We start from the raw sequence: 21,505 nt of genomic DNA on the forward strand, positions 1-21,505 counted from the left end.
CGAACCGGGCGGCGGCCGTGGCGCTCAGGCGCAGAGCGGCCAGCCGCCCATGTCCAGGTGCAGATGGTCTGAGTGTTCCTTGTTGTAGTCGGGCGACAGCACGGTGATGAACACCTGGCAGCCGCCGTCCCGGACCTTGCGCAGGAACTGGCCCTTCGGTCCGGGATCGGCCCAGTCGTGGGCCACCGTCACCTGGCCGCCGTCGGCCAGGCGAAAGCCGGCCAGGTCCAGGGCGTTGGCGGTGGCGTGCTCGCTCAAGGGGCCCTCGGGGCGGCCATAGATCCGGCGGCAGGCATAGCTGCCATAGTGGTCGAGGCCGACCACGCCCTGGCCCAGGATCTCGAAGGCGGCGGGCTGCACCACCTGGCGCTCCCAGATGGAGACGGCCAGCGCCTCCTTGCAGGTCATGGGGGCGTCGGCGGGCCGCAGCGGCGCCATGCCGGCGGTGATCTGCAGGGCGCCGTCAAGCTGGCAGGCCGAGGCGGTCTGGCGGGCCGGCACGGCGGTGAACACCACCCCGCCCTGGCTCAGCACCTGGCGGCAGGCGGCGGGGTCGGCGCCGGTGCGGGCCGCCTTGGCGCGGGTGGCGACCCCGACGGGATCGATGACGCTCAGCGGCTTCCACAGCAGGTGCTGGGGGGCGATGGTCCGGTCGGCGACCAGGGCCATGATCGCCACCAGGATCCACAACAGGACGAGCCCCACCAGCCGGGCCAGCAGGGTCTGGCGCCTGGCGTGGTGCTCGATCTTGGGGTGGCGGGGAACGCGGTAGGCCATCGGGGCTCAGGCTGCGGATCGGATCGACGCCAGACTAGCACGGCGCGGGGCGATCGGGGCCCGTCCGGGCGGCGGGGAGACGAATGACGCCCGGAATAAACATCTGGGCGTCGACAACTTGAAAAGGATCATCCAGTACAACGCCCGCCTCATCCAGACGGCGACCCCGCGCCCCCCTTGCGGATGCAAGCGGCGCACATCAGGTTCCGTAAGACGACGACACGGAGTGACGAGACCATGCGCGACTGGCGACTGGACGACGAAGAAGAGGGCGAAGGCGCCGACAAGCCCGACATGCCGATGACGGCGGGGCCGGTGCAGAACGCGCTCTTCAAGTCGCGCACGGTGCTGATCTTCGGCGAAATCAACATGCGCCTGGCCGAGCGGGTGACCGCCCAGCTGCTGGCGCTGGCGGCCAAGTCGGACGACGACATCCGGGTGATCATCAACTCGCCCGGCGGTCACGTGGAGAGCGGCGACACCATCCACGACATGATCCGCTTCTGCGGCCCCAAGGTGAAGATGATCGGCACCGGCTGGGTCGCCAGCGCCGGCGCCCACATCTATCTGGGCGCGGCCAAGGAAAACCGGCTGTGCCTGCCCAACACCCGCTTCCTGCTGCACCAGCCCTCGGGCGGCGTGCGCGGCCAGGCCTCGGACATCGAGATCGAGGCCGAGGAGATCGTGAAGATGCGCGTGCGCGTCAACCGCATGATCGCCAAGGAAACTGGGCAGCCCTACGAGAAGATCGTCAAGGACACCCAGCGCAACTTCTGGATCGGAGCCGAGGACGCCGTGGCCTATGGCCTGGTCTCCAAGGTGATCAACCGCGCCGAGGAAGCCTAAGCGATGGCGGCCGCGCCCTGGTGGAAAGGCGCGGTCGTCTATCACATCTACGTCCGGAGCTTCTTTGACTCCGACGGCGACGGCCACGGGGATCTCGCCGGCGTGGCCGCCAAGCTCGACTACATCGAAAGCCTGGGCGTCGACGCCATCTGGCTGTCGCCGATCCACCCCTCGCCCAATCGCGACTGGGGCTATGACGTCTCCGACTATGAGGGCGTCCATCCCGACTACGGGACCCTGGACGACCTGACCGCCCTGGTCGACGCGGCCCACGCCCGCGGCATCAAGGTGATGCTGGATGAGGTCCTGGCCCATACCTCCGACGAGCACGCCTGGTTCGCCGAGAGCCGCGACGGCGGCCCGGACGGCCCCAAGGCGGACTGGTACGTCTGGGCCGATCCGGCCCCGGACGGCACCGCCCCCAACAACTGGCTCAGCGTGTTCGGCGGCCCGGCCTGGGCCTATCAGCCGGCGCGCCGCCAGCACTATCATCATAAGTTCCTGCGCCAGCAGCCCAAGCTGTCCTGGATCAACCCGGACGCCAAGGAAGCCGCCATCTCGGTGCTGGACTACTGGCTGGACAAGGGGATCGACGGCTTCCGCCTGGATGTCGCCGGCACCTTCCTGCACGACGAAAAGCTGACGCCCAATCCAGCCGTGCCGGCCGGCGAGCGGACCCGCCATCACTGGGCCCACGCCTCGGAGATGCAGCGGCATCTCTACGATTCCAACCTGCCCGAGAACATCCCGCTGCTGGACGAGATCCGCCGCCGGGTGGACGCCCACAACGGTAGGAACGGCGGCGACCGCTTCGTGTTCGGCGAATTCTCGGAGGAGGAGGAGCGCTGCGGCGCCTATTGCACGCCCCAGGACGGGCTGCACTCGGCCTACACCTTCGTGCTGCTGCATGCGCGCAAGCTGGGCGCCAAGGTGTTCCGCGAGCACTTCGAGACACTCGCCCGCCATCCGGGCCACTGGCCCTGCATCTCGTTCTGCAACCACGACATTCCGCGCACCGCCACGCGCTTCGGCGGCGGCGACGCCGTGGCGCGCCTGATGTTCGGCCTGCTGCTCACCCTGAAGGGCACCACGCTCATCTATCAGGGCGAGGAACTCGGCCTGCCCGAGGCCCAGAGCCTGACCCGCGAGGAAATCCGCGATCCGGTCGGCGACCTCTACTGGCCGATCGCCAAGGGCCGGGATGGGTCCCGCACCCCCATGCCCTGGGCGCCGGGGGAAAACCTCGGCTTCTCGCCGGCCAAGCCCTGGCTGCCGTCGGCGCCGGAGCACGCCGGCCTGACCGTGGCCGCGCAAGACTCCGACGCCGGCTCGATGCTGGCCTTCAGCCGGGCCATGATCGCCCTGCGCCGCGGCTCGGCCGCGCTGACCCGCGGCGAGATCGGCATGGTCGAGGCGCCCGAACCGATCCTGGCCTTCACCCGCGCCGAGGGCGACGAGACGGTGCTCTGCGTCTTCAACATGAGCGGCGAGGCCCAAAGCTTCGCCGATCCGCGGCTCAAGGGCGCGACCATCGCCGCGCCCGGCGCCGGGACGGCGGCGCTCGCCGGGGTGACCCTGAGCCTAGGTCCCCACGCCTTCCGCATTCTGGAACTGGCTTGAGCGGGCTTGCGCTCGATCAAGGCGCTGGGACGATGAGGCGGCTCGATAGGCGGCTGCGGCTTTCGCCGCCGAGGCCCAGGGACTAAAACGACGCCATGCCCGACGGAAACGCCAAGCCCGCCCGCGCCAGCGCCGAGACCAAGTTCGGCCAGGGGTTCCTGCGCGACATCTGGTATTTCGCCGCCGTCGCGAGCGAGCTCAAGCCCGGCAAGCTGCAACGCTACGAGATCCTGGGCGAGCCGGTGCTGGTCGGCCGCGACCGCAAGGGCCAGGTCTACGCCGTCCGCGACATCTGCCCCCACCGCGCCGCGCCGCTGTCAGCCGGCCGGCTGGTCGAGGAGGCCGACGGCCGGCCCAGCATCGAATGCCCCTATCACGGCTGGCGGTTCGGCACGGACGGCGCCTGCACGGCCATCCCGTCCCTGGTGGCCGACCAGGAGATGGATGTCGGCAAGGTGCGCATCCGCCGCTATCCGGCCGCCGAGAGCCAGGGCATGGTCTGGGTGTGGGTCTCCAGCGACCCGCGCTTCGCGGGCGATCCGCCCGAGCCGCCGCCGGTGTTCGAGGGCGTGGTCGGCGGGGCGCCCAAGTTCGTCGACCGCATGGATTTCGACGCCCATATGGACCACGCGGTCGTGGGCCTGATGGACCCGACCCACGCTCCTTACGTCCACGGCCAGTGGTGGTCGCGCAAGGCCAAGGGCCAGCACGACAAGGCCAAGTGCTTCGCGCCGTCGGAGCGCGGCTTCGTCATGACCCGCCACCCGCCGTCCAAGAGCAATCGGCTCTACCGGCTGCTCGGCGGCGATCCCCAGACCGAGATCACCTTCCGCCTGCCCGGCCTGCGCTGGGAGCATGTGCAGGTGGGCGCGCGCCAGGTCCTGGCGCTCACCTGCCTGACCCCGGTCAATGAGACCCGCACCCGCATCACCCAGATCGTCTGGACCGACCATTGGGCGGCCTCTGTGCTGCGGCCCTGGTTCAAGCATATGATCCGCGTGTTCCTGCACCAGGACGGCGACATGGTGAACCTGCAGAACGAGGGGCTGAAATACGATCCCGGCCTCTTGTGGATCGACGACGCCGACCGTCAGGCCAAGTGGTACCAGCAGCTGAAGCGCGAATGGATCGCCAGCCGCCGGGACGCGCGCGCCTTCGTCAATCCGGTGGAGCCCGCCACCCTGCGCTGGCGCAGCTAGGGCGACTTCGCCCGAGCGGCCGGGACACTAGTAACTGTTGCGCGCCCCGGCCGCGCGCGGCGCCTCGGGCGCCTGGGCCGGCTGCGCACGCACCACCGGCGCGGCGGGCGCGGGCGTCGCCCACGGCGCCTGGCCGGCCAGCTTGAGATCCTCGACGCTGATCGGCGAAAAGCCCCGCGTCGCGTCCCAGTCCAGCCGCCCGCCCAGGGCGGTGACCGTCGACACCGGCTCGAGCTTGGACAGGTCCATGCGGATCATCGCCTGGTGGGTCAGCTTCACATAGAGGATCGAGTGCTGTTCGGTGTCCTTGCCGCCGGGAACCGGCAGCTGGCAGCGGGTCACCACCTCGACCGCGTCGACGCCTACCGCGGACAGCACCTCCACCCCGATCCTCAAGCTGATCGAGCAGACATTGGAGAGGTGCATCTCCTGGATATTCGTCCGCGGCAGGGCGACATAGGCGGCCCGGCCGCCAGGCTGGGCCACGCAGGCCTCGTCGGGCAGGGCGTCGAACTCCAGGGCGTCGATATAGACGATGAAGCGCCCGGGGACCGGCTGGGACAGGGCGAAGCCCTCCAGGGCGGGACGCAGGGCCGGAAAGTCGAGATTGGCCCGCAGGGTCGACTCGATGGCGGTGAGATCGAGGGCGAGCACGCCGGCCGCGACCGTCACGTCGGTGTTGTGCGCCTCGGCGGCCCGCTTGCCCTTTTCATAGAGGTCCTGGTCGGCCTTGGCCGCAGCCAGCACCCGGGCGACCAGGGCGCGACGCCGGTCCTTCTCCATCTTGAAGAGGGCGTCGATCATGCCGGGCTGATAGTTCTGCAGGGCGCGCCGGGCCGCGCGCTCCTTGTCATTGGTCCGGGGCATAGGTTCGACCAGCCCGCGACGGGCGATCTCGCTCCAATCCTTGCGGACATATTTCACGCAATGCGCCCGAGTGAGCCGCTCCACCAGGGTGTCGAAGCGGGTCGCCGCCTCGGCCGGCGCCTCCGATCGCTTCAGCCGCTCGGCGATGCGATCCTTGCGTTCGCGCTCCCGCGTCGCACGCTTGGTCACCCGGTCGATCCGGGTCATTGTGGCGATGATCGTCTTGGCTGTTTCCGGTCCCGACATCACGCATTTCCCCGCGGCCCTTCGCCGCACCCGATCTGGGTACATTCTAAGTAACCCCGTTTTCTGACCGAGCCGTTAAAACCAATGTCTACTTTCACCTCCGACGGACTGCGCCTGGCCTATGACGACATCGCCCCGGCGGGCGGTCATGAGCGCACCATCATTCTCATTCACGGCTTCTCCTCGAACCGCCACGAAGGCTGGCGGCGGACCGGCTGGTACGCGGCCTTCGAGCGCCGCCGGATTCGCTGCATCGCGCTGGACCAGCGCGGCCACGGCGAAAGCGCCAAGCCCCACGAGCCGGAGGCCTATGCCCGCGCCAGTCTCGCCCGGGACGTCATCGCCCTGATGGATGAGCTGGGTCTGGGGCGCGCCGACGTGTTCGGCTATTCCATGGGCGCACGCACCGCCCTGGCGACCGCCCTGGCGGCGCCGGAGCGTATCAATCACCTGATCCTGGGCGGCGTGGGCGGCAAGCTGATCGGGGAGCGGGCCCTGCCGGCCGGCAATCCGATGGCCGAGGCCATGCTGGCCGCAGACCCCGACACCATCACCGAGCCCATGCTGCGCAGCTTCCGCCAGTTCGCGGACGAACAGGGCGAAGACCGCCAGGCCCTGGCCGCCATGACCGGGGTGACCAATCCGCCCTTCGACACCGCCGCCATGGCCGACTTCCCCTCGCCTGTCCTGGTGGTCGCCGGTCAGAGGGACGACGGGGCCGGCGATCCGGAAGAGCTGGCCGCCCGGTTCCTGGACGGCCACGCGGTGACCGTGCCGGGATGCGATCACTTCTCCGCCATCCCCCACGCCCTGACCAAGGCCGCGGTGTTCGACTTCCTCGACGGCCTGCTGGACGATCCCTACGCCCGCTGACCGCTCTGCGGTGATTGGCCGCTGGAATTCACCCTTCCGGACCGGCTTTTCGCGGCGTGCTTAAGGCTGCGCCAACGAACGGCGGCGCATAGTGGACCCCGGTTCAATCAGGACGCCTATGCGCAAGTCCCCCGCCGCGCCGGCCGCGCCGCCCAGCCTGGGCGCGCGCAGCCTCGCCAATCTCGAGGCCCAGGCCTCCACCGCCCGGGTGCTGAACCTGGCGGCGGTGGCGCGCGACTGGGGTCAGGCCCCGGCCTGGCGGGAGCAGCCGCTGTTCCGCATCCGCGCCCTGAACACCGCCCTCTATATGAAACAGCGGGTGACCACCGACCCCTCGGCCCCGCCCGCCATCACCACCCGCATCTTCCTGCCCCAGGCGGGCGAGCCGCCGACCCTGGGCGGCGCGTCGGTCCGGGTCGGCGACGCCGAATGGCGCGAGCGGCTGATCCAGGCCTGCGGCGGCGACGGTCCCGAGCTTCAGGAAGACCTGCGGGTCATCGGGGTGCTGAACGAGCTGCCGTCCTTCGACGCCTTCCTGGTCCGTGAGCATCTGCGGCGGCGCGAGGTCGAGGCGGCGGGCTGCTATGTCCCGCTTTCCGCCACGGAGCTGCAGGGCGTGCAGGCCTTCGTGATCAATGAGGTGGCCCAGCTGGTGCTGCTGGCCTTCGGCAAGGGCCAGGATCCGACCCAGACGGCCAAGCTGGTGGGGGCCATCATGTCGGCCCAGAACGATCCCCGGCTGGAGCCCCTGCGCCGCACCTTCGGGCTGGAGGAGACCGACTTCCAGGACGGGATCTTCGCGTGGAAGGCCTTCCTGCATTTCAAGCGGGCCCTGGCCGAACTGAGGGTGACGGTCCACACCGCCTCGGCCGAGATCGGCCGGATGGTGCTGCTCGCCCCCTGCCCGCCGGTGATCGGAAAATATGTCGAGGCCGGCCAGGACCGCATCCGCCGGGACCTCGCCCAGGCGACCACCGAGGCCGGTCAGATTCTGTCGGTCTACGAGACCGCCTTCCGGGACCTCACCGAGAAGGGCGACCCGCGCAGCTTCCGCGACTTCCTGATCGCCGCGCCCAGCCTGTTCATGGGCCTGGGCGAGCGGATGGGCGCGCTGTCGCATGCGACCACTTTCTGGCGCCGGCGGTTCCCCATCGGCATGAAGGTCGAGGCGACCGGGCCGGAGGCCTGCCAGCTGCTCAGCGACTATGACATGGGACTGGGCGAGGCGGAGATCGAAGAGACCCCCGCCGCCGCCTGATCAGGGCCAGTTTCGCGCCAAATCTACTTCGCGAACGAATAGGCGCCGCCCTTCTCCAGGGCGGTGCGATAGGCCGGACGCGCCTGGAAGCGGGCGACCCAGGCCTTGATGTTCGGATAGGCGTCGAGCCGGCCGAACGCGCCCAGCACTTCGCCCACGAAGGACAGCTGGATGTCGGCGGCCGATAGCTCGGCGCCCATGATGTAGTCGCGGCCGGCGAGCGAGGCCTCGACATAGCCCATGTGGTTGGCGATCTCGCTTTCCAGGCGCGGGTGCAGGGCGGCCCCCGCCTCGCCCAGGCGGCCCACATACATGAACAGCATCAGGGGCAGCATGGCCGAGCCCTCGGCGTAGTGGAGCCACTGCTGATAGGTGTCATAGGCCGGGGTGGACGGATCGGGCTGCAGGCGGCCGCCAGCGTGGCGGCGGATCACGTAGTCGATGATCGCGCCTGATTCGATCACGGTCGCCTGGCCATCGGTGATCACCGGCGACTTGCCCAGGGGATGCACGGCCTTGAGCTCCGGCGGGGCCAGACGGGTCGTGGCGTCGCGCTGGTAGAACTTCAGCTCATAGGGAAGACCCAGCTCCTCCAGCAGCCACAGGATGCGCTGGGAGCGCGAGTCGTTGAGGTGATGGACGGTGATCATGGCGGGGTCCCCCTGACGTGGTCTATGCCGGCGTGGCTTGGTGTTGGCTGACGCACGGCAAGCAGCTCTATAGTCGCGCCATGAGCGCCGAACTGATCCTGCCGAACCTCCCCCGCCTTCTACACGCCGCCGCGGCCCAAGCCGACGCCCTTTCGGCGCGGGCGCGCGACGCCGTCGCGGCCCGGGTCACGCGGGATGGCCGGCTGGATCGCGCCGCCCTCGACGCCGAACAGCACGTGGCTCACGGCCTGGCCTGGATGGCGGCCTATGCCGAGACCCTGACCCAGACCGCCGCCTGGGCCGAAGCGCTGTCCGCGGCCGGCGGGCTCGGCGAGGCCGAGGCCCTGCCCGCCCAGCTCCTGGCCTTCGAATATCTCAGCCAGCTGGCCGGCGGCGTGCCGATGAACCAGGGCGAGATCTTCCGGGCGAGCGACGTCGGGCTCGACACCGCCCGGCTGACGCCGCTGATCGACGAGTTGCGCCCGGGCGCGACCCAGGCGGTGAAGACCCGCATTGTCGAGCTGCTGGCCGAGGCCCGCGGCCGTCCGGCCCTGGAGGCCAGCGGCCTGGACGAGACCCTGGACCAGGTCCGCGACCAGTTCGCGGCCTTCGCGGCTGAGAAGATCAGCCCCTTCGCCCATGGCTGGCACCTGCGCGACGAACTCATTCCGCTGGAGCTGTTGCAGGAGCTGGCGGCGCTCGGCGTCTTCGGCCTGACCGTGCCGGAGGACTTCGGCGGCGCCGGCATGGGCAAGATCGCCATGTGCGTGGTGTCCGAGGCCCTGTCGCGGGGCTGGATCGGCACGGGCTCGCTCGGCACCCGCTCGGAGATCGCCGCCGAGCTGATCCTGGCCAATGGCACCGCCGACCAGAAGGCCCGCTTCCTGCCGGCCATCGCCAGCGGCGAGATCATCCCGACCGCCGTCTTCACCGAGCCGGAGTCCGGGTCGGACCTTGGCTCTCTGCGCACCCGCGCCGTGCTGGAGGACGGCGCCTGGAAGGTCACCGGCGCCAAGACCTGGATCACCCACGCCGCCCGCGCCGACCTGATGACCCTGATGGTGCGCACCGATCCGGCGTCGAAGGATCACCGCGGCCTGTCCATGCTGCTGGCCTCGAAGCCGCGGGGCACGCCCGACGAACCCTTCCCGGCCGAAGGCATGAGCGGCGGGGAGATCGCCGTGATCGGCTATCGCGGCATGAAAGAATATGAGCTGGCCTTCGACGGCTTCGCGGTGCCGGAGGCCGACCTGCTGGGCGGCCAGCCCGGCCAGGGCTTCGCCCAGCTGATGGCGACCTTCGAGAGCGCCCGCATCCAGACCGCCGCGCGCGCCATCGGGGTGGGCCAGGCCGCCCTGGACATCGCGCTCGACTATGCGCTTGAGCGCCGCCAGTTCGGCCAGGCGATCGCGGGCTTTCCGCGGGTGACCAACAAGCTGGCGATGATGGCGGCCGAACTGCTGGGCGCCCGCCAGCTGACCTGGTTCGCCGCGCGCGCCAAGGACGAGGGCCGCCGCTGCGACCTGGAGGCGGGGATGGCCAAGCTGGTCGCCGCCCGCATCGCCTGGGCGGCGGCGGATAATGCGGTGCAGATCCACGGAGGGACGGGTTTCGCCGTCGAACAGCCGGTCAGCCGCCTGCTGGCCGACGCCCGCATCCTGAACATTTTCGAAGGGGCCGGAGAGATCCAGGCCCAGGTGATCGCGCGCCGCCTGCTCGAAGGCGCGAACTAAGCGCGGGGCAGGAAGCCTTCGGCCAAGAGGCCGATCTGACGGTCGAACACCGCGCTCATCTGGTCGGCGTCGGCGCCTTCCCAGGCGGCCAGGCGATAGGTCCAGGCATAGATGCCCATCAGGGCGTCGAGCAGCGCCTCAAGATCCAGGTGGGCGGAGATCTCGCCGCGATTGACGCCTTCGATCAGGCAGTCCCGGATCACCTGGCGCAGGCGGGGATTGCGGCCATAGGGCCGGGTCGAGGGGCTGAGCGTCCAGTCGAAGGCCGCCGCGATATGGGCCAGGAACAGCTTGGTGCGCCGGGTCTCGAAGGCGAAATGGATGGCGAACAGCGAGCGCAGCCGATCGGCCACGCCGCCGCGCAGATGCGGGATCACCCGGTCCAGCTCGGCATAGAGCTCGTCCAGACGGTCGGCCATCACCTGGCTGAGGATGTCGCCCTTGGAGGCGAAGGTCGTGAACACGCTGCCCACCGCGACCTCGGCCCGACGGGCGATCTCGCGCACCGTCGTCTCTTCATAGCCCTGGGTCTCGAAGAGATCGCGGGCCGCGTCGAGCACGCGTTGCCGCGTGGCTTCCTTCTGGGACTTCCGAATGCTCACAAGCTTCCCCCCGGAGGCGGGTTCGAGAGACCCGGTTCCTACAAAGGGTATGACGTCGCCGATGGTGATCGCCCCCAGGCCTGGCGTCCTGAAAATCCCTAGCCCCGGCGGGCGCCGGCGAGGATCACGCGGATCTGGTCGCGGGCCTTGGCCTGCAACGCCTCGAGGCTCCAGCCGAGGAAGATCGCTTCCGGGTAATTGGCCAGATAGGCGTCGAACAGCATGTCGCCGCGCAGCTTGACCTCGGCCTCCTGGGACAGCTCTCCGCGCTCGACGGCGAACTGCACCTGCTCGGTGATCAGCTCGCGCAGCGCCTTGGCCGCGGTGCTGAAGCGCAGCTCGACGCCCTCTTCGGGCAGCCAGGAGACGCAGAAGGCGGCGCGGGCCAGGGGCAGCTGGCTCTTGTAGAACGCATAGCCGGTGCTGAACGCGCGCAGCAGGGCGTCCTCGACGCCGCGGCCGCGATTGGCGGCCTCGCGCATCGACTCGGCCAGTTCGGCCATGTCGGCGAACATGATCTCGCGGAACAGGTCCGACTTGTCGGTGAAGTTGGCGAACACCGCCCCGGTGGACATGCCGGCCTCAGCGGCGATGTCACGGATGGTGGCCCCCTCATACCCGGCTTCGGAGAACAGGCGGCGGGCCGCGGCCAGGACCTTGGTCCGGGTCTGCTGCTTGGCCAGAGCGCGGCGGGTGGGGATCTTCACCCCGGATTCGGGATCGCCGGACAGGGCGCCAGGAACATGCTTCATCAGTCTTCGAGCCTCACGCAAATCGCGTTCGCCCGCCGTTCGAACATCAGGCAACGGGTTTCAAACGCCCCAAAACGCTCTTCCAAATCGATCGAATTCGGCTTGGAGAGCCCAAAATCCATAAATAAATCAACGCCACCCGGTAAACACCGGCCCAAATTTCCGGAGACCATCACTCGGTTGTCCCAATCTAACGCCGGTCACCCAGGCGTGTCTATTCAGAGGATATGATGATCGCGATCAGCGAACGCGTTCGTTGAGGGTCTATTGCGACGTCTTTCGTCCGAGGGCAAGGCCGTAGACCGTGTGGCGGGACGACGCATCTCTTCGCATTTTCCGACGCAGGTTGGGGTTTTCCCGCCATGCGCGAAGGATTCGCCGACGGAACGCTGCTCATTGAGCATGCTCGCAGAACAGCGACCACCCGCGACGACCGGGGATGGCCTAGGGCGACGCCAGAGCTTAGATAGTCGGCATGGATCGCCTGTTTAACATTCTGATTCCCGTCGCCCTCGCCGGCGTCCTCGTCTCGCTCGGCGTCGGTCTGTTCGCCCTGTTCCGCGGGGGGGAGTTCGGACGCTCCTATTCGAACAAGCTCATGCGGCTGCGGGTGGTGATGCAGGCGATCGCGGTGGCCCTGCTGGTCGCCGCCGCCTGGTGGCGGCACAAGGGCTGAGGCCGTGGTCACCCTGAACCGCATCTATACGCGCACCGGCGATGGCGGCGAGACGCGGCTGGCCACCGGCGCGCCCGTCGCCAAGTGCGACCTGCGGGTCACGGCCTATGGCGAGGTCGATGAGACCAACGCCTGCGTCGGGCTGGCCCGGCTGCATACGGCCGACAGCGCGCTCGACCCGCTGCTGGCGCGGATCCAGAACGAGCTGTTCGACCTGGGCGCCGATCTGGCGACCCCGGCCAAGGCGGACGAGGCCGAAGGCGCGGCCCTGCGCATCCTGGACAGCCAGGTCGAGCGGCTGGAGCGCGAGATCGACGCGATCAACGAGACCCTGCCGCCCCTGACCTCCTTCATCCTGCCGGGCGGCACGCCGGCCGCGGCGGCCCTGCACTTGGCCCGCACCGTGGCCCGCCGGGCCGAGCGGGCGGCGGTCGCGCTCATCCAGTCCGGCGAGACGGTCAGCCCGCCGGCCCTGCGCTATCTCAACCGGCTGTCGGACCTGCTGTTCGTGGTCGCCCGCGCCGCCAATGACGGCGGCCGCGCCGAGGTGTTCTGGAAATCCGGCGCGACTCGTTAGGGCTTCGGCGCCGCGGGGGCGTGAACCTCGGCCTTGGCCGCCGCGCGGCTCTTGTCGTCGGAGATCACCCGGCCGGTGATGTCGGAAATGGCGATCGGCCGGGCGCAGACCCGATCATGCCAATCCCACCACATGCCCTGGGCTTCGCACTTCTTGCCGGGGATGATCCAGACCAGCTGGGTGACCGCGATCACCGTGACGATGCCGGCGAAAGCGATCAGGAAATAGCGGGCGAGGCGGGCGATCGTCGGGTTCATCGTCTCAATTCTGCTGTGGCGGACAGGTCCCTATGGACCGCTTCCGTCGAAAATGGGGCCTAGCCCAGACGCCCACGCGCTTGCAATGCGCGTCGGAACCGTTATTCCGCAGCCGTTCAGTTTTTTCCGCAATATAATTTGAGGCGCTAGCGAAGCCATGAAGGTGCTCGTCCCCGTCAAGCGGGTGATCGACTACAACGTCAAGGCCCGGGTCAAGCCGGACCAATCCGGCGTGGACCTCGCCAATGTGAAGATGTCCATGAATCCCTTCTGCGAGATCGCGGTCGAAGAGGCCGTGCGTCAGAAGGAAAAGGGTGTGGCCACGGAAGTGGTCGCCGTCTCCATTGGTCCGGCCCAGGCGCAGGAAACCCTGCGCACCGCCCTGGCCATGGGCGCGGATCGCGCCATCCTGATCCAGACGGACCAGGATCCTGAGCCGCTGGCGGTCGCCAAGCTGCTCAAGGCGATCATCGCCGAGGAAAGCCCCGATGTCGTGATCATGGGCAAGCAGGCGATCGACGGCGACAACAACGCCACCGGTCAGATGCTGGCCGCCCTGCTCGACTGGCCGCAGGCGACCTTCGCCAACGCGATCGAGCTGGCCGCGGGCTCCGCCAAGGTGGCTCGTGAAGTCGACGGCGGCATCCAGACGGTTGAAGTGGCCCTGCCGGCGATCATCACCGCCGACCTGCGCCTCAACGAGCCGCGCTACGCCTCGCTGCCGAACATCATGAAGGCCAAGAAGAAGCCGCTGGACACCAAGGAAGCCGCCACGCTCGGCGTCGACCTGGCCCCGCGCCTGAAGGTCGTCAAGGTCACCGAGCCGCCGAAGCGCGGCGGCGGCATCAAGGTCGAGACCGCCGCTGACCTGGTCACCAACCTCAAGACCGCTGGGGTGCTCTAATGGCTGTTCTCGTCATCGCCGATCACGACAATGCGTCGCTGAAGGACAACACCAACAAGACCGTCACCGCGGCGCTGGCCCTTTCGGGCGACGTCGACGTGCTGGTCGCCGGTCAAGGCGCCAAGGGCGTTGCTGACGCCGCCGCCAAGATCGCCGGCGTCCGCAAGGTCCTGCTGGCCGAGAGCGACGCCCTGGGCCAAGGCCTGGCCGAGGCGGTCACCGCCGCGGTCCTGCCGCTGATGGGCGGCTACGACGCCGTCCTCACGCCCGCGACCTCGCAAGGCAAGAACTTCAGCCCGCGCATCGCCGCGAAGCTGGACGTCTCGCAGATCTCGGAAATCGTCGAGGTCGTGGACGCCAACACCTTCGTGCGCCCGATCTATGCCGGCAACGCGCTGGAGACCGTGCAGTCGTCGGACCCGAAGAAGGTCATCACCGTCCGCGCCACCGCCTTCAAGGCGGCCGGCGAAGGCGGCTCGGCCGCGGTTGAATCGGTCGGCGCCGGCGACGGCGCCCCGAAGACCAAGTTCGTCGACCAGCAGCTGGTGAAGTCGGCCCGTCCGGAACTGACGGCGGCCAAGATCGTCGTCTCCGGCGGTCGCGCCATGGGTTCGGCCGAGGAATTCCAGCGGGTCATCGAGCCCCTGGCCGACAAGCTCGGCGCCGCCGTGGGCGCCAGCCGCGCCGCGGTCGACGCCGGTTATGCGCCGAACGACTATCAGGTCGGCCAGACCGGCAAGGTGGTCGCCCCGGAACTGTACGTGGCGATCGGCATCTCCGGCGCCATCCAGCACCTGGCCGGCATGAAGGACTCCAAGGTCATCGTCGCGATCAACAAGGACGGCGACGCGCCGATCTTCCAGGTCGCCGACTTCGGCCTGGTGGCGGATTACAAGTCCGCCGTGCCGGAACTGATGGACGCGCTCACCGCCGCGGGCAAGTAAGCCCGCCAGCGCCCAAATCGGGTAAGTAAGCGAGGGGCGGTCTTCAGGTGGAGGCCGCCCCTTTTGCTTGGGACGCAGCGCTCTTATAAGTTGAAATCGCGACTGCGGCGCCACACTGTCGTGCGCTCGCCACGCTGCGTCGCAGCAAAAGTCTTGGCGGCGCCGCACACGCACATGTTAGATAGAGATCTTTGGCGGCCGGCGACCTTGAGCGTCGCCCCGCGCATTTGAGGCTTTGTCGATGGTGGAAATCAGGTCGGTCGGCGTCATCGGCGCGGGCCAGATGGGTGCGGGCATCGCCCATGTCTGCGCGCTGGGCGGCTATGACGTCCTGCTGCACGACGTGAGCCCGGACCGGATCGCCCTGGGCTTCGGCCAGATCCAGCACAACCTGACGCGTCAGGTCGTGCGCGGCATCATCGACCAGGCCACGATGGATCAGGCGATGAACCGCCTGAAGGCGGCGCCCGAGCTGCAGATGATCGGCGGGACCGACATCGCCATTGAGGCGGCCACCGAGAACGAAGAGGTCAAGAAGTCGATCTTCAAGGCCCTGACGCCCCACCTGGGCGCCAACACCATCCTGGCCTCCAACACCTCGTCGATCTCGATCACCCGCCTGGCCTCGGCCTCGGACCGGCCGGAACGCTTCATCGGCCTGCACTTCATGAACCCCGTCCCGCTGATGAAGCTGGTCGAGATCATCCGCGGCATCGCCACCGACGCGCCGACCTACGAGATCGCCGTCAATTTCGCCAAGTCGCTGGGCAAGACCACCGCCAACGCCGAGGACTTCCCGGCCTTCATCGTCAACCGCGTGCTGGTGCCGATGATCAACGAGGCGATCTACACCCTGTACGAAGGGGTCGGCACGGTCGACGCCATCGACACCGCCCTGAAGCTGGGCGCCAACCACCCCATGGGGCCGCTGGAACTGGGCGACTTCATCGGCCTGGACACCGTGCTGTCGATCATGAACGTGCTGCACGAAGGCCTGGCCGACTCCAAGTACCGGCCCTGCCCGCTGCTGGTGAAGTATGTCGAGGCCGGCTGGCTGGGCCGCAAGTCGGGCCGCGGCTTCTACGACTATCGCGGCGAGACCCCCGTTCCGACGCGCTAAGAGCCCGCCGCCCGCCCCGCAAGGGCGGGCTGGGCGGACTTAATTCGCGCGCCAGCCCGGCGGCGGCGCTCTGCGACCGTTAATCATTCGACTTGGCGGCCGCGGTCATCGGATACTGCGTTCGATTCGGACCGGCGGAACGATGCGACGCCTCACCTTGCCACTGCTGTCGGCCAGCTATCTCAGCCTGGCCCTGATCCTCGCGCTTTCGCTGTGGCGGAACGGCGGCGGCTGGGGCGCGGGCGTGGCCGGGCTCGTCGGCATGCTGGCGCTCTGCTTCACCTTCCACGGCCTGATCGGTCGGGCCCTGGAGACCGAGGGTCTGCGCAAGGAGCTGGAGCAGATCCGGCTCGCCCACCGGATCATGATCACCCAGATGGAGCGGCTCGACGCCCGGGTCACCGAGGTAGTCTCCACCGTCGCCGACGACGCCGTGCGCCGCAATGAGGAGCTGTCGGGCGAGGTCCACATGCTGGAGGACCTGGTTCAGCGGATGAGCCAGAGGCTGGAAGAGCGCATGAGCGCCCCGGCGGTCCACGCCTCCGGCCGCGCGCCGCACCAGACCCGCCAGTCCGCCGCCCTGCTGGAGACCGTCCGCGCGGCGCTGGCCGACAACCGAGTCGACCTTTACCTGCAGCCGATCGTGGGCCTGCCCCAGCGCCGGACCGTGTTCTACGAAAGCTTCTCGCGCCTGCGCGACGAGACCGGCCGCATCATGATGCCGGCGGAATATCTGTCGGTCGCCGAGCCCGAGGGCCTGGTCACCTCGATCGACAACCTGTTGCTGTTCCGCTGCGTGCAGATCGTGCGCCGGCTGGCCAAGACCGATCGCAAGGTCGGGATCTTCTGCAACATCTCCACGGCCAGCCTGGCCGACGAAACCTTCTTCCCGCAGTTCCTCGACCTCCTGGCCGCCAATCGCGACCTGGCCGGGGCGCTGATCTTCGAACTGGGCCAGGCGGCGTTCGACGCCCGCGGCGCGGTCGAGGCCCGCAACATGGGCAAGCTGGCTGACCTCGGCTTCCGCTTCAGTCTCGACAAGGTCGTCGACCTGGACATCGACTTCCAGGACCTGGCCCGCTCGGACGTGAAGTTCCTGAAGGTCGGCGCCCAGTTCCTGCTGGAACAGCTGACCGACACCGACGAAGGCCTGGTGCTGAAGTCGATCCCCGACCTCGCCGCCCAGGACTTCTCCTCGCTGACCCGCCGCTATGGGGTGGAGATCATCGTCGAGAAGGTCGAGGCCGAGCGTCAGATCGTCGACATCCTCGAGCTCGACATCGCCTATGGCCAGGGCCACCTGTTCGGCGAGCCCCGCGCCATCCGCGACCAGGTCCTGGCCGAAACCGATCCGCCCGCCGACTTCATGCGCACCAGCATGGGCGGTCCCGGCCGCCGCCGCGCGGGCGCGCGCGGCTAAGCCGCCGTTGACCCGGTCTTCCCGGACCGCTACCGCCCCCGGATGACCAAGCCCCAAATCATCTCCGGCCTGTCCGACCTCGCCGATCGCTATGACGTGATCCTCTCCGACGTCTGGGGGGTGATCCACAACGGCCGCGAAAGCTTCCCCGCCGCCTGCGGGGCTCTGGCCAAGTGGCGGGCCGACAAGGGCCCGGTGGTGCTGATCTCCAATTCGCCGCGCCCGTCGGCCGCGGTCCACGCCCAGCTGGACGAGCTGAGGGTGCCGCGCGAGGCCTGGTCGGCCTTCGTCTCCTCCGGCGACGCCACCCGCGTGCTGCTGGGCGGCCGCGCGCCCGGCCCGGCCTGGGCCATCGGCCCGGACCGCGATGCGCCGCTCTATGACGGCCTGGAACTGACCTTCGCCGGACCAGAGGACGCCGCCTTCGTCTCGGTCACCGGTCCCTATGACGACGAAGTCGAGACGCCCGAGCACTATCGCGCGCGGTTCGAGCAGGTCGCCGCCCGCGGCTTGACCATGATCTGCGCCAATCCCGACCTGGTGGTGCAGCGGGGCGACCGGCTGATCTATTGCGGCGGGGCGCTGGCCCAGCTCTACGCCCAGCTGGGCGGCGAGGTGATCATGGCCGGCAAGCCCTACAGCGCCATCTACGGCCTGTGCCTGGGCGAGGCCGAGGCCCTGCTGGGGCGCCCCGTCGATCGCCGCCGGGTGCTGTGCATCGGCGACGGCCTGCCCACCGACGTGAAGGGCGCCAACGACCAGGACCTCGACATCCTGTTCGTGGCCAGCGGCATCCATGGCGCCGAGACCATTGGCCCCGACGGGCTGAGAGCCGACGCCGTCGCCGACCTCCTGGGCCAGGCCGGGCTCACCGCCACCTACGCCATCGCCGACCTGGTCTGGTAGGGCGTCAGCGCACCCGGGTCAGGGTGTCCGGCAGCCCCTTGGGCAGGGGCTTCATGTCGCCGTCCAGGGTGCGGATCGCCTGGTCGTCGCCCACCCTCAGGAAGTGGCGCGCGGTCTTGGGATCGTCGGGATTGAGCTCATAGACCGTGGCGTCCTCATCGAGGGCGTCGCCGCGCAAGGTGGTCCAGTCGCCGGTGCTCACGAACGGCGCCCCACGATCGATATAGGTCTCGGTCAGCCTGTAGGTCCCTTCCGCCCAGCCGGCCGCCTTTCGCGTCAGGACCAGCTCGGTCTTGATACCCGGGCAGTCGGCGCAAAGCAGAGTCCCTGAGAAGGTCAGGGTCATGGGCTCGGCCTGGGAGGTCAGGGCGACATCGGCCGGCTGCGGGACCGGGAGCTTGGGCGGCGCGATCTTCGGCGGCGGCGGCGAGGTCGGCGGCTCGGCGCCCTTCGAGCAGCCGCCCAGCAGCAACAGACCCAGCAGCAGAACAGCCCCGCGCATCGCATTCCCTCGCCAACAGCCTCTTGCCAGCCTGGGCCTGAAAGCCGATCTCGTCCAGGAGGCTTCGCTTAGGCCGCCAAGGCGGCTAAGGAACCTGGGCTAGAGGGAGTTGCAGGGCCGGTGCAGGGTTTGTTCTTCGAGGATTTGCAGGTCGGACAAAGCGCCGAAATGACGCGGTCCGTCACCGAGGCCGACATCCAGGCCTTTGCGGCGGTGTCCGGCGACACCAATCCTGTCCACCTGGACGAGGCCTACGCCCAGACCACCAGCTTCCAGGGGCGGATCGCCCACGGCATGCTGTCGGCCGCCTATATCTCGGCGGTGATCGGCACCCAGCTGCCGGGACCCGGCGCCATCTATCTGTCCCAGAGCCTGAAGTTCCGCCGGCCGGTGCGGATCGGCGCGACCGTGGTCACCACGGTCACGATCGAGGCCCTGGATGAGCGCCGCGGCCACGCGACCTTCGCGACCGTCTGCCAGGTGGACGGCAAATCCGTGGTCGAGGGCGAGGCCCTGATCATGGTCCCGCGCAAGACCGTCGGGGGCGCCTGAGCCCATGCGTATCGTTGAAGGGTGGAAGGGCCTGGCCGAGGCGGACCGGGGCGCATCCGTGGCGCTCGGCAATTTCGACGGCGTGCATCGCGGCCACCAGCGGGTGATCGCGGCGGCCGCCCGCGGGGCCCAGGCCGCCAAGGCGCCCCTGGGGGTCATCAGTTTCGAACCGCACCCGCGCCGCATCTTCCAGCCCGACGCCCCGGCGTTCCGGCTGATGAACGCCGAGCAGCAGGCCAAGGCGCTGGCCGATCTCGGCGTCGACCTGTTCTATGTCCTGCCCTTCGACGCCGAGATGGCCAATCTCACCGACCGGGACTTCGCCAAGCAGGTGCTGCATGAAGGCCTGGGCGTCCGCCATGTGGCGGTGGGCTTCGACATCTCGTTCGGCAAGGGCCGCACCGGCAGCCCTCAGACCATGACCGCCTACGGGGCCGAATTCGGCTTCTCGGTCTCGGTGGCCGAGGCGGCCGGCGCGGACGGCGCCAAGTTCTCCTCGACCGGCGTGCGCGAGGCCCTGCGCAATGGCCGGCCCGAGGCCGCCGCCGCGATCCTCGGCCGCCCCTTCGCCATCCGCGGCATGGTCGAGCATGGCCGCCAGCTCGGCCGCCAGCTGGGATTCCCCACCGCCAATGTGGACCTGGCCGACTATGTGGTGCCGAGGTTCGGCGTCTACGCCACCCGCACCCGCCTGCCCGACGGCCGCGAGATCGCCGGCGTGGCCAATCTGGGGGTCAACCCCACCGTCACCGGAACGATCGCCCCGCGCCTGGAAGTGTGGCTGTTTGACTTCGATGAGGACATTTACGACCAGGTCATCGAGACCGACCTCATCGCCTTCCTGCGCGACGAGGAAAAGTTTGTTAACCTTGAGGTCATGACCGAGCAGGTGATGGCCGACGCCCGAAAGGCGCGGGCGCTGCTTCTGCCCGAGTTCTAATTCGAGAGTTCTAATTCGAGAGTTCTAGTTCGAGTTCTGACACCGGAAGGCGGGGGGCCCTCCATGGCGATCGCGATCAAGGGGCTGAAATACGCGGCCTTCGACCAGGCCAAGCGCCGGCGTCACAAGCGCCCGCCCTCCTTCGCCTTCCCGTCCGGCGGCCGGGCGACCTTCGCCTATTCCGAGACCCAGATCGTCACCCCTTCGGCGCCGCTCGCCCCGCCCTCGGACGGCGCCCTGCTGGACGCCTATTCGCGGGCCGTGGTGGACGCGGTCGATCGCGTGGGGCCGGCGGTGGTGCGGGTGCATCCCTGGACCAGCAGCGGCGCCGACGGGGTCGGCTCGGGCATCGTGCTCGCCCCCGACGGCCTGATCCTGACCAACAGCCATGTGGTGCGCGGCGCGGCCCAGGCCGAGGTGGTGGCCCTGGACGGCCGGGCCATGACCGCGCGCGTCATTGGCGACGACCCCGACACCGACCTCGCCCTGCTGCGCGTCGAACAGCCGGTCAGCCTTCCGCATGCCCAGCTGGGAGACTCCAAGGCCCTGCGCCGCGGCCAGCTGGTGATCGCCATCGGCGCGCCGCTGGGCTTCGAGGCTACGGTGACGGCGGGGATCATTTCGGCCATGGGCCGGTCCCTGCGCGGCGAACGCGGCCGGCTGATTGAGGACCTGATCCAGACCGACGCGGCGCTCAATCCCGGCTCCTCCGGCGGGCCGCTGGTCAATGCCTCGGGCGAGGTGGTGGGTGTCGCCACGGCGGTGATCGCGGGCGCGCAAGGCCTGTGCTTCGCCGTCGCCTCCAACACCGCCGCCCTGGTGGTCGGCGAACTGATCAAACATGGCCGGGTGCGGCGCGGCTCGATCGGGGTGATCGCCCAGCAGGCGCCCATTCCCCGCGACCTCGCCCGGGCCGTGGGCCTGGCCCAGCCCTTCGGCATCTGGATCGCGACGCTCGAGCCCGGCGGCCCCGGGGCCAAGGCGGGCCTCGTCCCCGGCGACCTGATCGTCGCCGCCGGCGGCCAGACCCTGATCGGGCTCGACGACCTGATGCGGGTGCTGGACACCCAGTCCATCGGCCATCCGATGGCCTTCGCCATCATCCGCCAGGGCCGCCGCATGACCATCGAGGTCACCCCCCGGGAACGCCGCCGCTAGACCGATCGCGCCATAAGGGTTGGGTTCGGGCCGCGCCTCTGCTACAGCCCCCGGCCATGACTTCGGTTCGGATGAGCTCGCGAATTACCCGCCCGGCGTGACGCCGCCGGACGATCTCCAGCGCGC

At 69.1% G+C, this 21,505-nt stretch carries 23 protein-coding genes; 16 read left to right on the top strand and 7 right to left on the bottom strand.

What is annotated here, in order from left to right; translation table 11 throughout:
* Positions 1-24 precede the first annotated feature (24 nt).
* Positions 25-777 (bottom strand): extensin-like domain-containing protein, encoded by a 753-nt coding sequence (locus MQH10_RS18240; protein WP_242565433.1) that lies wholly within the window; start codon positions 775-777, stop codon positions 25-27.
* 237 nt (positions 778-1,014) lie between these two features.
* Here MQH10_RS18240 and MQH10_RS18245 point away from each other — a divergent pair, with 237 nt between their 5' ends.
* The 3 genes from MQH10_RS18245 (at position 1,015) to MQH10_RS18255 (ending at position 4,442) form a co-directional block, all read left to right on the top strand.
* Positions 1,015-1,623 (top strand): ATP-dependent Clp protease proteolytic subunit, encoded by a 609-nt coding sequence (locus tag MQH10_RS18245; protein WP_242565434.1) that lies wholly within the window; start codon positions 1,015-1,017, stop codon positions 1,621-1,623.
* 3 nt (positions 1,624-1,626) lie between these two features.
* Positions 1,627-3,243, top strand: coding sequence for an alpha-amylase family glycosyl hydrolase (locus tag MQH10_RS18250; RefSeq protein ID WP_242565435.1), 1,617 nt, complete (start codon positions 1,627-1,629; stop codon positions 3,241-3,243).
* A gap of 95 nt (positions 3,244-3,338) precedes the next feature.
* A complete protein-coding gene (locus MQH10_RS18255) occupies positions 3,339-4,442 on the top strand; it encodes an aromatic ring-hydroxylating oxygenase subunit alpha (RefSeq protein WP_242565436.1) in 1,104 nt (367 codons plus the stop codon).
* A gap of 27 nt (positions 4,443-4,469) precedes the next feature.
* On the opposite strand, the gene MQH10_RS18260 is transcribed toward MQH10_RS18255, so the two are convergent.
* Positions 4,470-5,555, bottom strand: coding sequence for a hypothetical protein (locus MQH10_RS18260; protein ID WP_242565437.1), 1,086 nt, complete (start codon positions 5,553-5,555; stop codon positions 4,470-4,472).
* An 84-nt stretch (positions 5,556-5,639) separates the two neighbouring features.
* Here MQH10_RS18260 and MQH10_RS18265 point away from each other — a divergent pair, with 84 nt between their 5' ends.
* Both MQH10_RS18265 and MQH10_RS18270 read left to right on the top strand, forming a co-directional pair.
* Positions 5,640-6,428, top strand: a complete 789-nt coding sequence (locus MQH10_RS18265) for an alpha/beta fold hydrolase (RefSeq protein ID WP_242565438.1) — start codon at positions 5,640-5,642, stop codon at positions 6,426-6,428.
* 118 nt (positions 6,429-6,546) lie between these two features.
* Entirely contained in the window at positions 6,547-7,686 is a 1,140-nt protein-coding gene (locus tag MQH10_RS18270; protein WP_242565439.1) for a hypothetical protein, read from the top strand.
* 23 nt (positions 7,687-7,709) lie between these two features.
* Here the strand turns inward: MQH10_RS18270 and MQH10_RS18275 are convergent, their stop codons facing one another.
* Positions 7,710-8,336: a glutathione S-transferase family protein gene (locus tag MQH10_RS18275; protein WP_242565440.1), complete on the bottom strand. Its 627-nt coding sequence runs from the start codon at positions 8,334-8,336 to the stop codon at positions 7,710-7,712.
* A gap of 80 nt (positions 8,337-8,416) precedes the next feature.
* Here MQH10_RS18275 and MQH10_RS18280 point away from each other — a divergent pair, with 80 nt between their 5' ends.
* Entirely contained in the window at positions 8,417-10,069 is a 1,653-nt protein-coding gene (locus MQH10_RS18280; RefSeq protein ID WP_242565441.1) for an acyl-CoA dehydrogenase family protein, read from the top strand.
* Here MQH10_RS18280 and MQH10_RS18285 read toward each other — a convergent pair.
* Both MQH10_RS18285 and MQH10_RS18290 read right to left on the bottom strand, forming a co-directional pair.
* Positions 10,066-10,671: a TetR/AcrR family transcriptional regulator gene (locus tag MQH10_RS18285; RefSeq protein WP_242565442.1), complete on the bottom strand. Its 606-nt coding sequence runs from the start codon at positions 10,669-10,671 to the stop codon at positions 10,066-10,068. The two genes, MQH10_RS18280 and MQH10_RS18285, sit on opposite strands and share 4 nt — an antisense overlap.
* A 98-nt stretch (positions 10,672-10,769) precedes the next feature.
* A complete protein-coding gene (locus MQH10_RS18290; protein ID WP_242565443.1) occupies positions 10,770-11,423 on the bottom strand; it encodes a TetR/AcrR family transcriptional regulator in 654 nt (217 codons plus the stop codon).
* Positions 11,424-11,898: 475 nt separating this feature from the next.
* On the opposite strand from MQH10_RS18290, the gene MQH10_RS18295 reads away from it, so the two are divergent.
* Positions 11,899-12,099 (top strand): twin transmembrane helix small protein, encoded by a 201-nt coding sequence (locus MQH10_RS18295; RefSeq protein WP_242565444.1) that lies wholly within the window; start codon positions 11,899-11,901, stop codon positions 12,097-12,099.
* A gap of 4 nt (positions 12,100-12,103) precedes the next feature.
* Positions 12,104-12,676, top strand: coding sequence for a cob(I)yrinic acid a,c-diamide adenosyltransferase (locus MQH10_RS18300; protein ID WP_242565445.1), 573 nt, complete (start codon positions 12,104-12,106; stop codon positions 12,674-12,676).
* Here MQH10_RS18300 and MQH10_RS18305 read toward each other — a convergent pair.
* Positions 12,673-12,933 carry a hypothetical protein gene (locus MQH10_RS18305; RefSeq protein WP_242565446.1) on the bottom strand — a complete coding sequence of 87 codons (261 nt, stop codon included), beginning with the start codon at positions 12,931-12,933 and terminating at the stop codon, positions 12,673-12,675. The two genes, MQH10_RS18300 and MQH10_RS18305, sit on opposite strands and share 4 nt — an antisense overlap.
* A gap of 157 nt (positions 12,934-13,090) precedes the next feature.
* Between MQH10_RS18305 and MQH10_RS18310 the strand changes: the two genes are divergently transcribed.
* The 5 genes from MQH10_RS18310 (at position 13,091) to MQH10_RS18330 (ending at position 18,227) form a co-directional block, all read left to right on the top strand.
* On the top strand, positions 13,091-13,837 hold the full coding sequence (locus MQH10_RS18310) for an electron transfer flavoprotein subunit beta/FixA family protein (RefSeq protein ID WP_242565447.1): 747 nt from the start codon (positions 13,091-13,093) through the stop codon (positions 13,835-13,837).
* The gene (locus MQH10_RS18315) at positions 13,837-14,781 is read left to right on the top strand and encodes an electron transfer flavoprotein subunit alpha/FixB family protein (RefSeq protein ID WP_242565448.1); all 945 of its coding nucleotides are present in this window, start codon (positions 13,837-13,839) and stop codon (positions 14,779-14,781) included. Before MQH10_RS18310 ends, MQH10_RS18315 begins: the two co-directional genes overlap by 1 nt.
* 241 nt (positions 14,782-15,022) lie before the next feature.
* Positions 15,023-15,901 carry a 3-hydroxybutyryl-CoA dehydrogenase gene (locus MQH10_RS18320; RefSeq protein ID WP_242565449.1) on the top strand — a complete coding sequence of 293 codons (879 nt, stop codon included), beginning with the start codon at positions 15,023-15,025 and terminating at the stop codon, positions 15,899-15,901.
* A 142-nt stretch (positions 15,902-16,043) separates the two neighbouring features.
* Positions 16,044-17,321: a flagella assembly cyclic-di-GMP phosphodiesterase TipF gene (gene tipF / locus MQH10_RS18325; protein WP_242565450.1), complete on the top strand. Its 1,278-nt coding sequence runs from the start codon at positions 16,044-16,046 to the stop codon at positions 17,319-17,321.
* Between the two features lie 42 nt (positions 17,322-17,363).
* Positions 17,364-18,227, top strand: a complete 864-nt coding sequence (locus MQH10_RS18330) for a TIGR01459 family HAD-type hydrolase (RefSeq protein ID WP_242565451.1) — start codon at positions 17,364-17,366, stop codon at positions 18,225-18,227.
* A gap of 4 nt (positions 18,228-18,231) precedes the next feature.
* Here the strand turns inward: MQH10_RS18330 and MQH10_RS18335 are convergent, their stop codons facing one another.
* Positions 18,232-18,729, bottom strand: coding sequence for a copper resistance protein NlpE (locus MQH10_RS18335; protein ID WP_242565452.1), 498 nt, complete (start codon positions 18,727-18,729; stop codon positions 18,232-18,234).
* Between the two features lie 120 nt (positions 18,730-18,849).
* On the opposite strand from MQH10_RS18335, the gene MQH10_RS18340 reads away from it, so the two are divergent.
* The 3 genes from MQH10_RS18340 to MQH10_RS18350 all read left to right on the top strand — a co-directional run bounded on the left by MQH10_RS18340 (position 18,850) and on the right by MQH10_RS18350 (position 21,379).
* Positions 18,850-19,281, top strand: coding sequence for a MaoC family dehydratase (locus MQH10_RS18340; protein WP_242565453.1), 432 nt, complete (start codon positions 18,850-18,852; stop codon positions 19,279-19,281).
* A gap of 4 nt (positions 19,282-19,285) precedes the next feature.
* Positions 19,286-20,221, top strand: a complete 936-nt coding sequence (locus MQH10_RS18345; RefSeq protein WP_242565454.1) for a bifunctional riboflavin kinase/FAD synthetase — start codon at positions 19,286-19,288, stop codon at positions 20,219-20,221.
* A 63-nt stretch (positions 20,222-20,284) separates the two neighbouring features.
* Positions 20,285-21,379, top strand: coding sequence for a S1C family serine protease (locus MQH10_RS18350; RefSeq protein WP_242565455.1), 1,095 nt, complete (start codon positions 20,285-20,287; stop codon positions 21,377-21,379).
* Positions 21,380-21,505 lie beyond the last annotated feature (126 nt).

The sequence above is a fragment of the Phenylobacterium aquaticum genome (genome assembly GCF_022695515.1).
Taxonomy (GTDB): Bacteria; Pseudomonadota; Alphaproteobacteria; order Caulobacterales; family Caulobacteraceae; genus Phenylobacterium; species Phenylobacterium aquaticum.

What these genes read in the sequence shown, in the direction of transcription:
- MQH10_RS18260 (WP_242565437.1), bottom strand. Translation starts at nt 5,555, where the DNA reads ATGTCGGGACCGGAAACAGCCAAGACGATCATCGCCACAATGACCCGG.
- MQH10_RS18335 (WP_242565452.1), bottom strand. Translation starts at nt 18,729, where the DNA reads ATGCGCGGGGCTGTTCTGCTGCTGGGTCTGTTGCTGCTGGGCGGCTGC.
- MQH10_RS18330 (WP_242565451.1), top strand. Translation starts at nt 17,364, where the DNA reads ATGACCAAGCCCCAAATCATCTCCGGCCTGTCCGACCTCGCCGATCGC.
- MQH10_RS18265 (WP_242565438.1), top strand. Translation starts at nt 5,640, where the DNA reads ATGTCTACTTTCACCTCCGACGGACTGCGCCTGGCCTATGACGACATC.
- MQH10_RS18240 (WP_242565433.1), bottom strand. Translation starts at nt 777, where the DNA reads ATGGCCTACCGCGTTCCCCGCCACCCCAAGATCGAGCACCACGCCAGG.
- MQH10_RS18345 (WP_242565454.1), top strand. Translation starts at nt 19,286, where the DNA reads ATGCGTATCGTTGAAGGGTGGAAGGGCCTGGCCGAGGCGGACCGGGGC.
- MQH10_RS18290 (WP_242565443.1), bottom strand. Translation starts at nt 11,423, where the DNA reads ATGAAGCATGTTCCTGGCGCCCTGTCCGGCGATCCCGAATCCGGGGTG.
- MQH10_RS18245 (WP_242565434.1), top strand. Translation starts at nt 1,015, where the DNA reads ATGCGCGACTGGCGACTGGACGACGAAGAAGAGGGCGAAGGCGCCGAC.
- MQH10_RS18270 (WP_242565439.1), top strand. Translation starts at nt 6,547, where the DNA reads ATGCGCAAGTCCCCCGCCGCGCCGGCCGCGCCGCCCAGCCTGGGCGCG.
- MQH10_RS18255 (WP_242565436.1), top strand. Translation starts at nt 3,339, where the DNA reads ATGCCCGACGGAAACGCCAAGCCCGCCCGCGCCAGCGCCGAGACCAAG.
- MQH10_RS18295 (WP_242565444.1), top strand. Translation starts at nt 11,899, where the DNA reads ATGGATCGCCTGTTTAACATTCTGATTCCCGTCGCCCTCGCCGGCGTC.
- MQH10_RS18320 (WP_242565449.1), top strand. Translation starts at nt 15,023, where the DNA reads ATGGTGGAAATCAGGTCGGTCGGCGTCATCGGCGCGGGCCAGATGGGT.
- MQH10_RS18350 (WP_242565455.1), top strand. Translation starts at nt 20,285, where the DNA reads ATGGCGATCGCGATCAAGGGGCTGAAATACGCGGCCTTCGACCAGGCC.
- MQH10_RS18305 (WP_242565446.1), bottom strand. Translation starts at nt 12,933, where the DNA reads ATGAACCCGACGATCGCCCGCCTCGCCCGCTATTTCCTGATCGCTTTC.
- MQH10_RS18275 (WP_242565440.1), bottom strand. Translation starts at nt 8,336, where the DNA reads ATGATCACCGTCCATCACCTCAACGACTCGCGCTCCCAGCGCATCCTG.
- MQH10_RS18280 (WP_242565441.1), top strand. Translation starts at nt 8,417, where the DNA reads ATGAGCGCCGAACTGATCCTGCCGAACCTCCCCCGCCTTCTACACGCC.
- MQH10_RS18310 (WP_242565447.1), top strand. Translation starts at nt 13,091, where the DNA reads ATGAAGGTGCTCGTCCCCGTCAAGCGGGTGATCGACTACAACGTCAAG.
- MQH10_RS18250 (WP_242565435.1), top strand. Translation starts at nt 1,627, where the DNA reads ATGGCGGCCGCGCCCTGGTGGAAAGGCGCGGTCGTCTATCACATCTAC.
- MQH10_RS18315 (WP_242565448.1), top strand. Translation starts at nt 13,837, where the DNA reads ATGGCTGTTCTCGTCATCGCCGATCACGACAATGCGTCGCTGAAGGAC.
- tipF (WP_242565450.1), top strand. Translation starts at nt 16,044, where the DNA reads ATGCGACGCCTCACCTTGCCACTGCTGTCGGCCAGCTATCTCAGCCTG.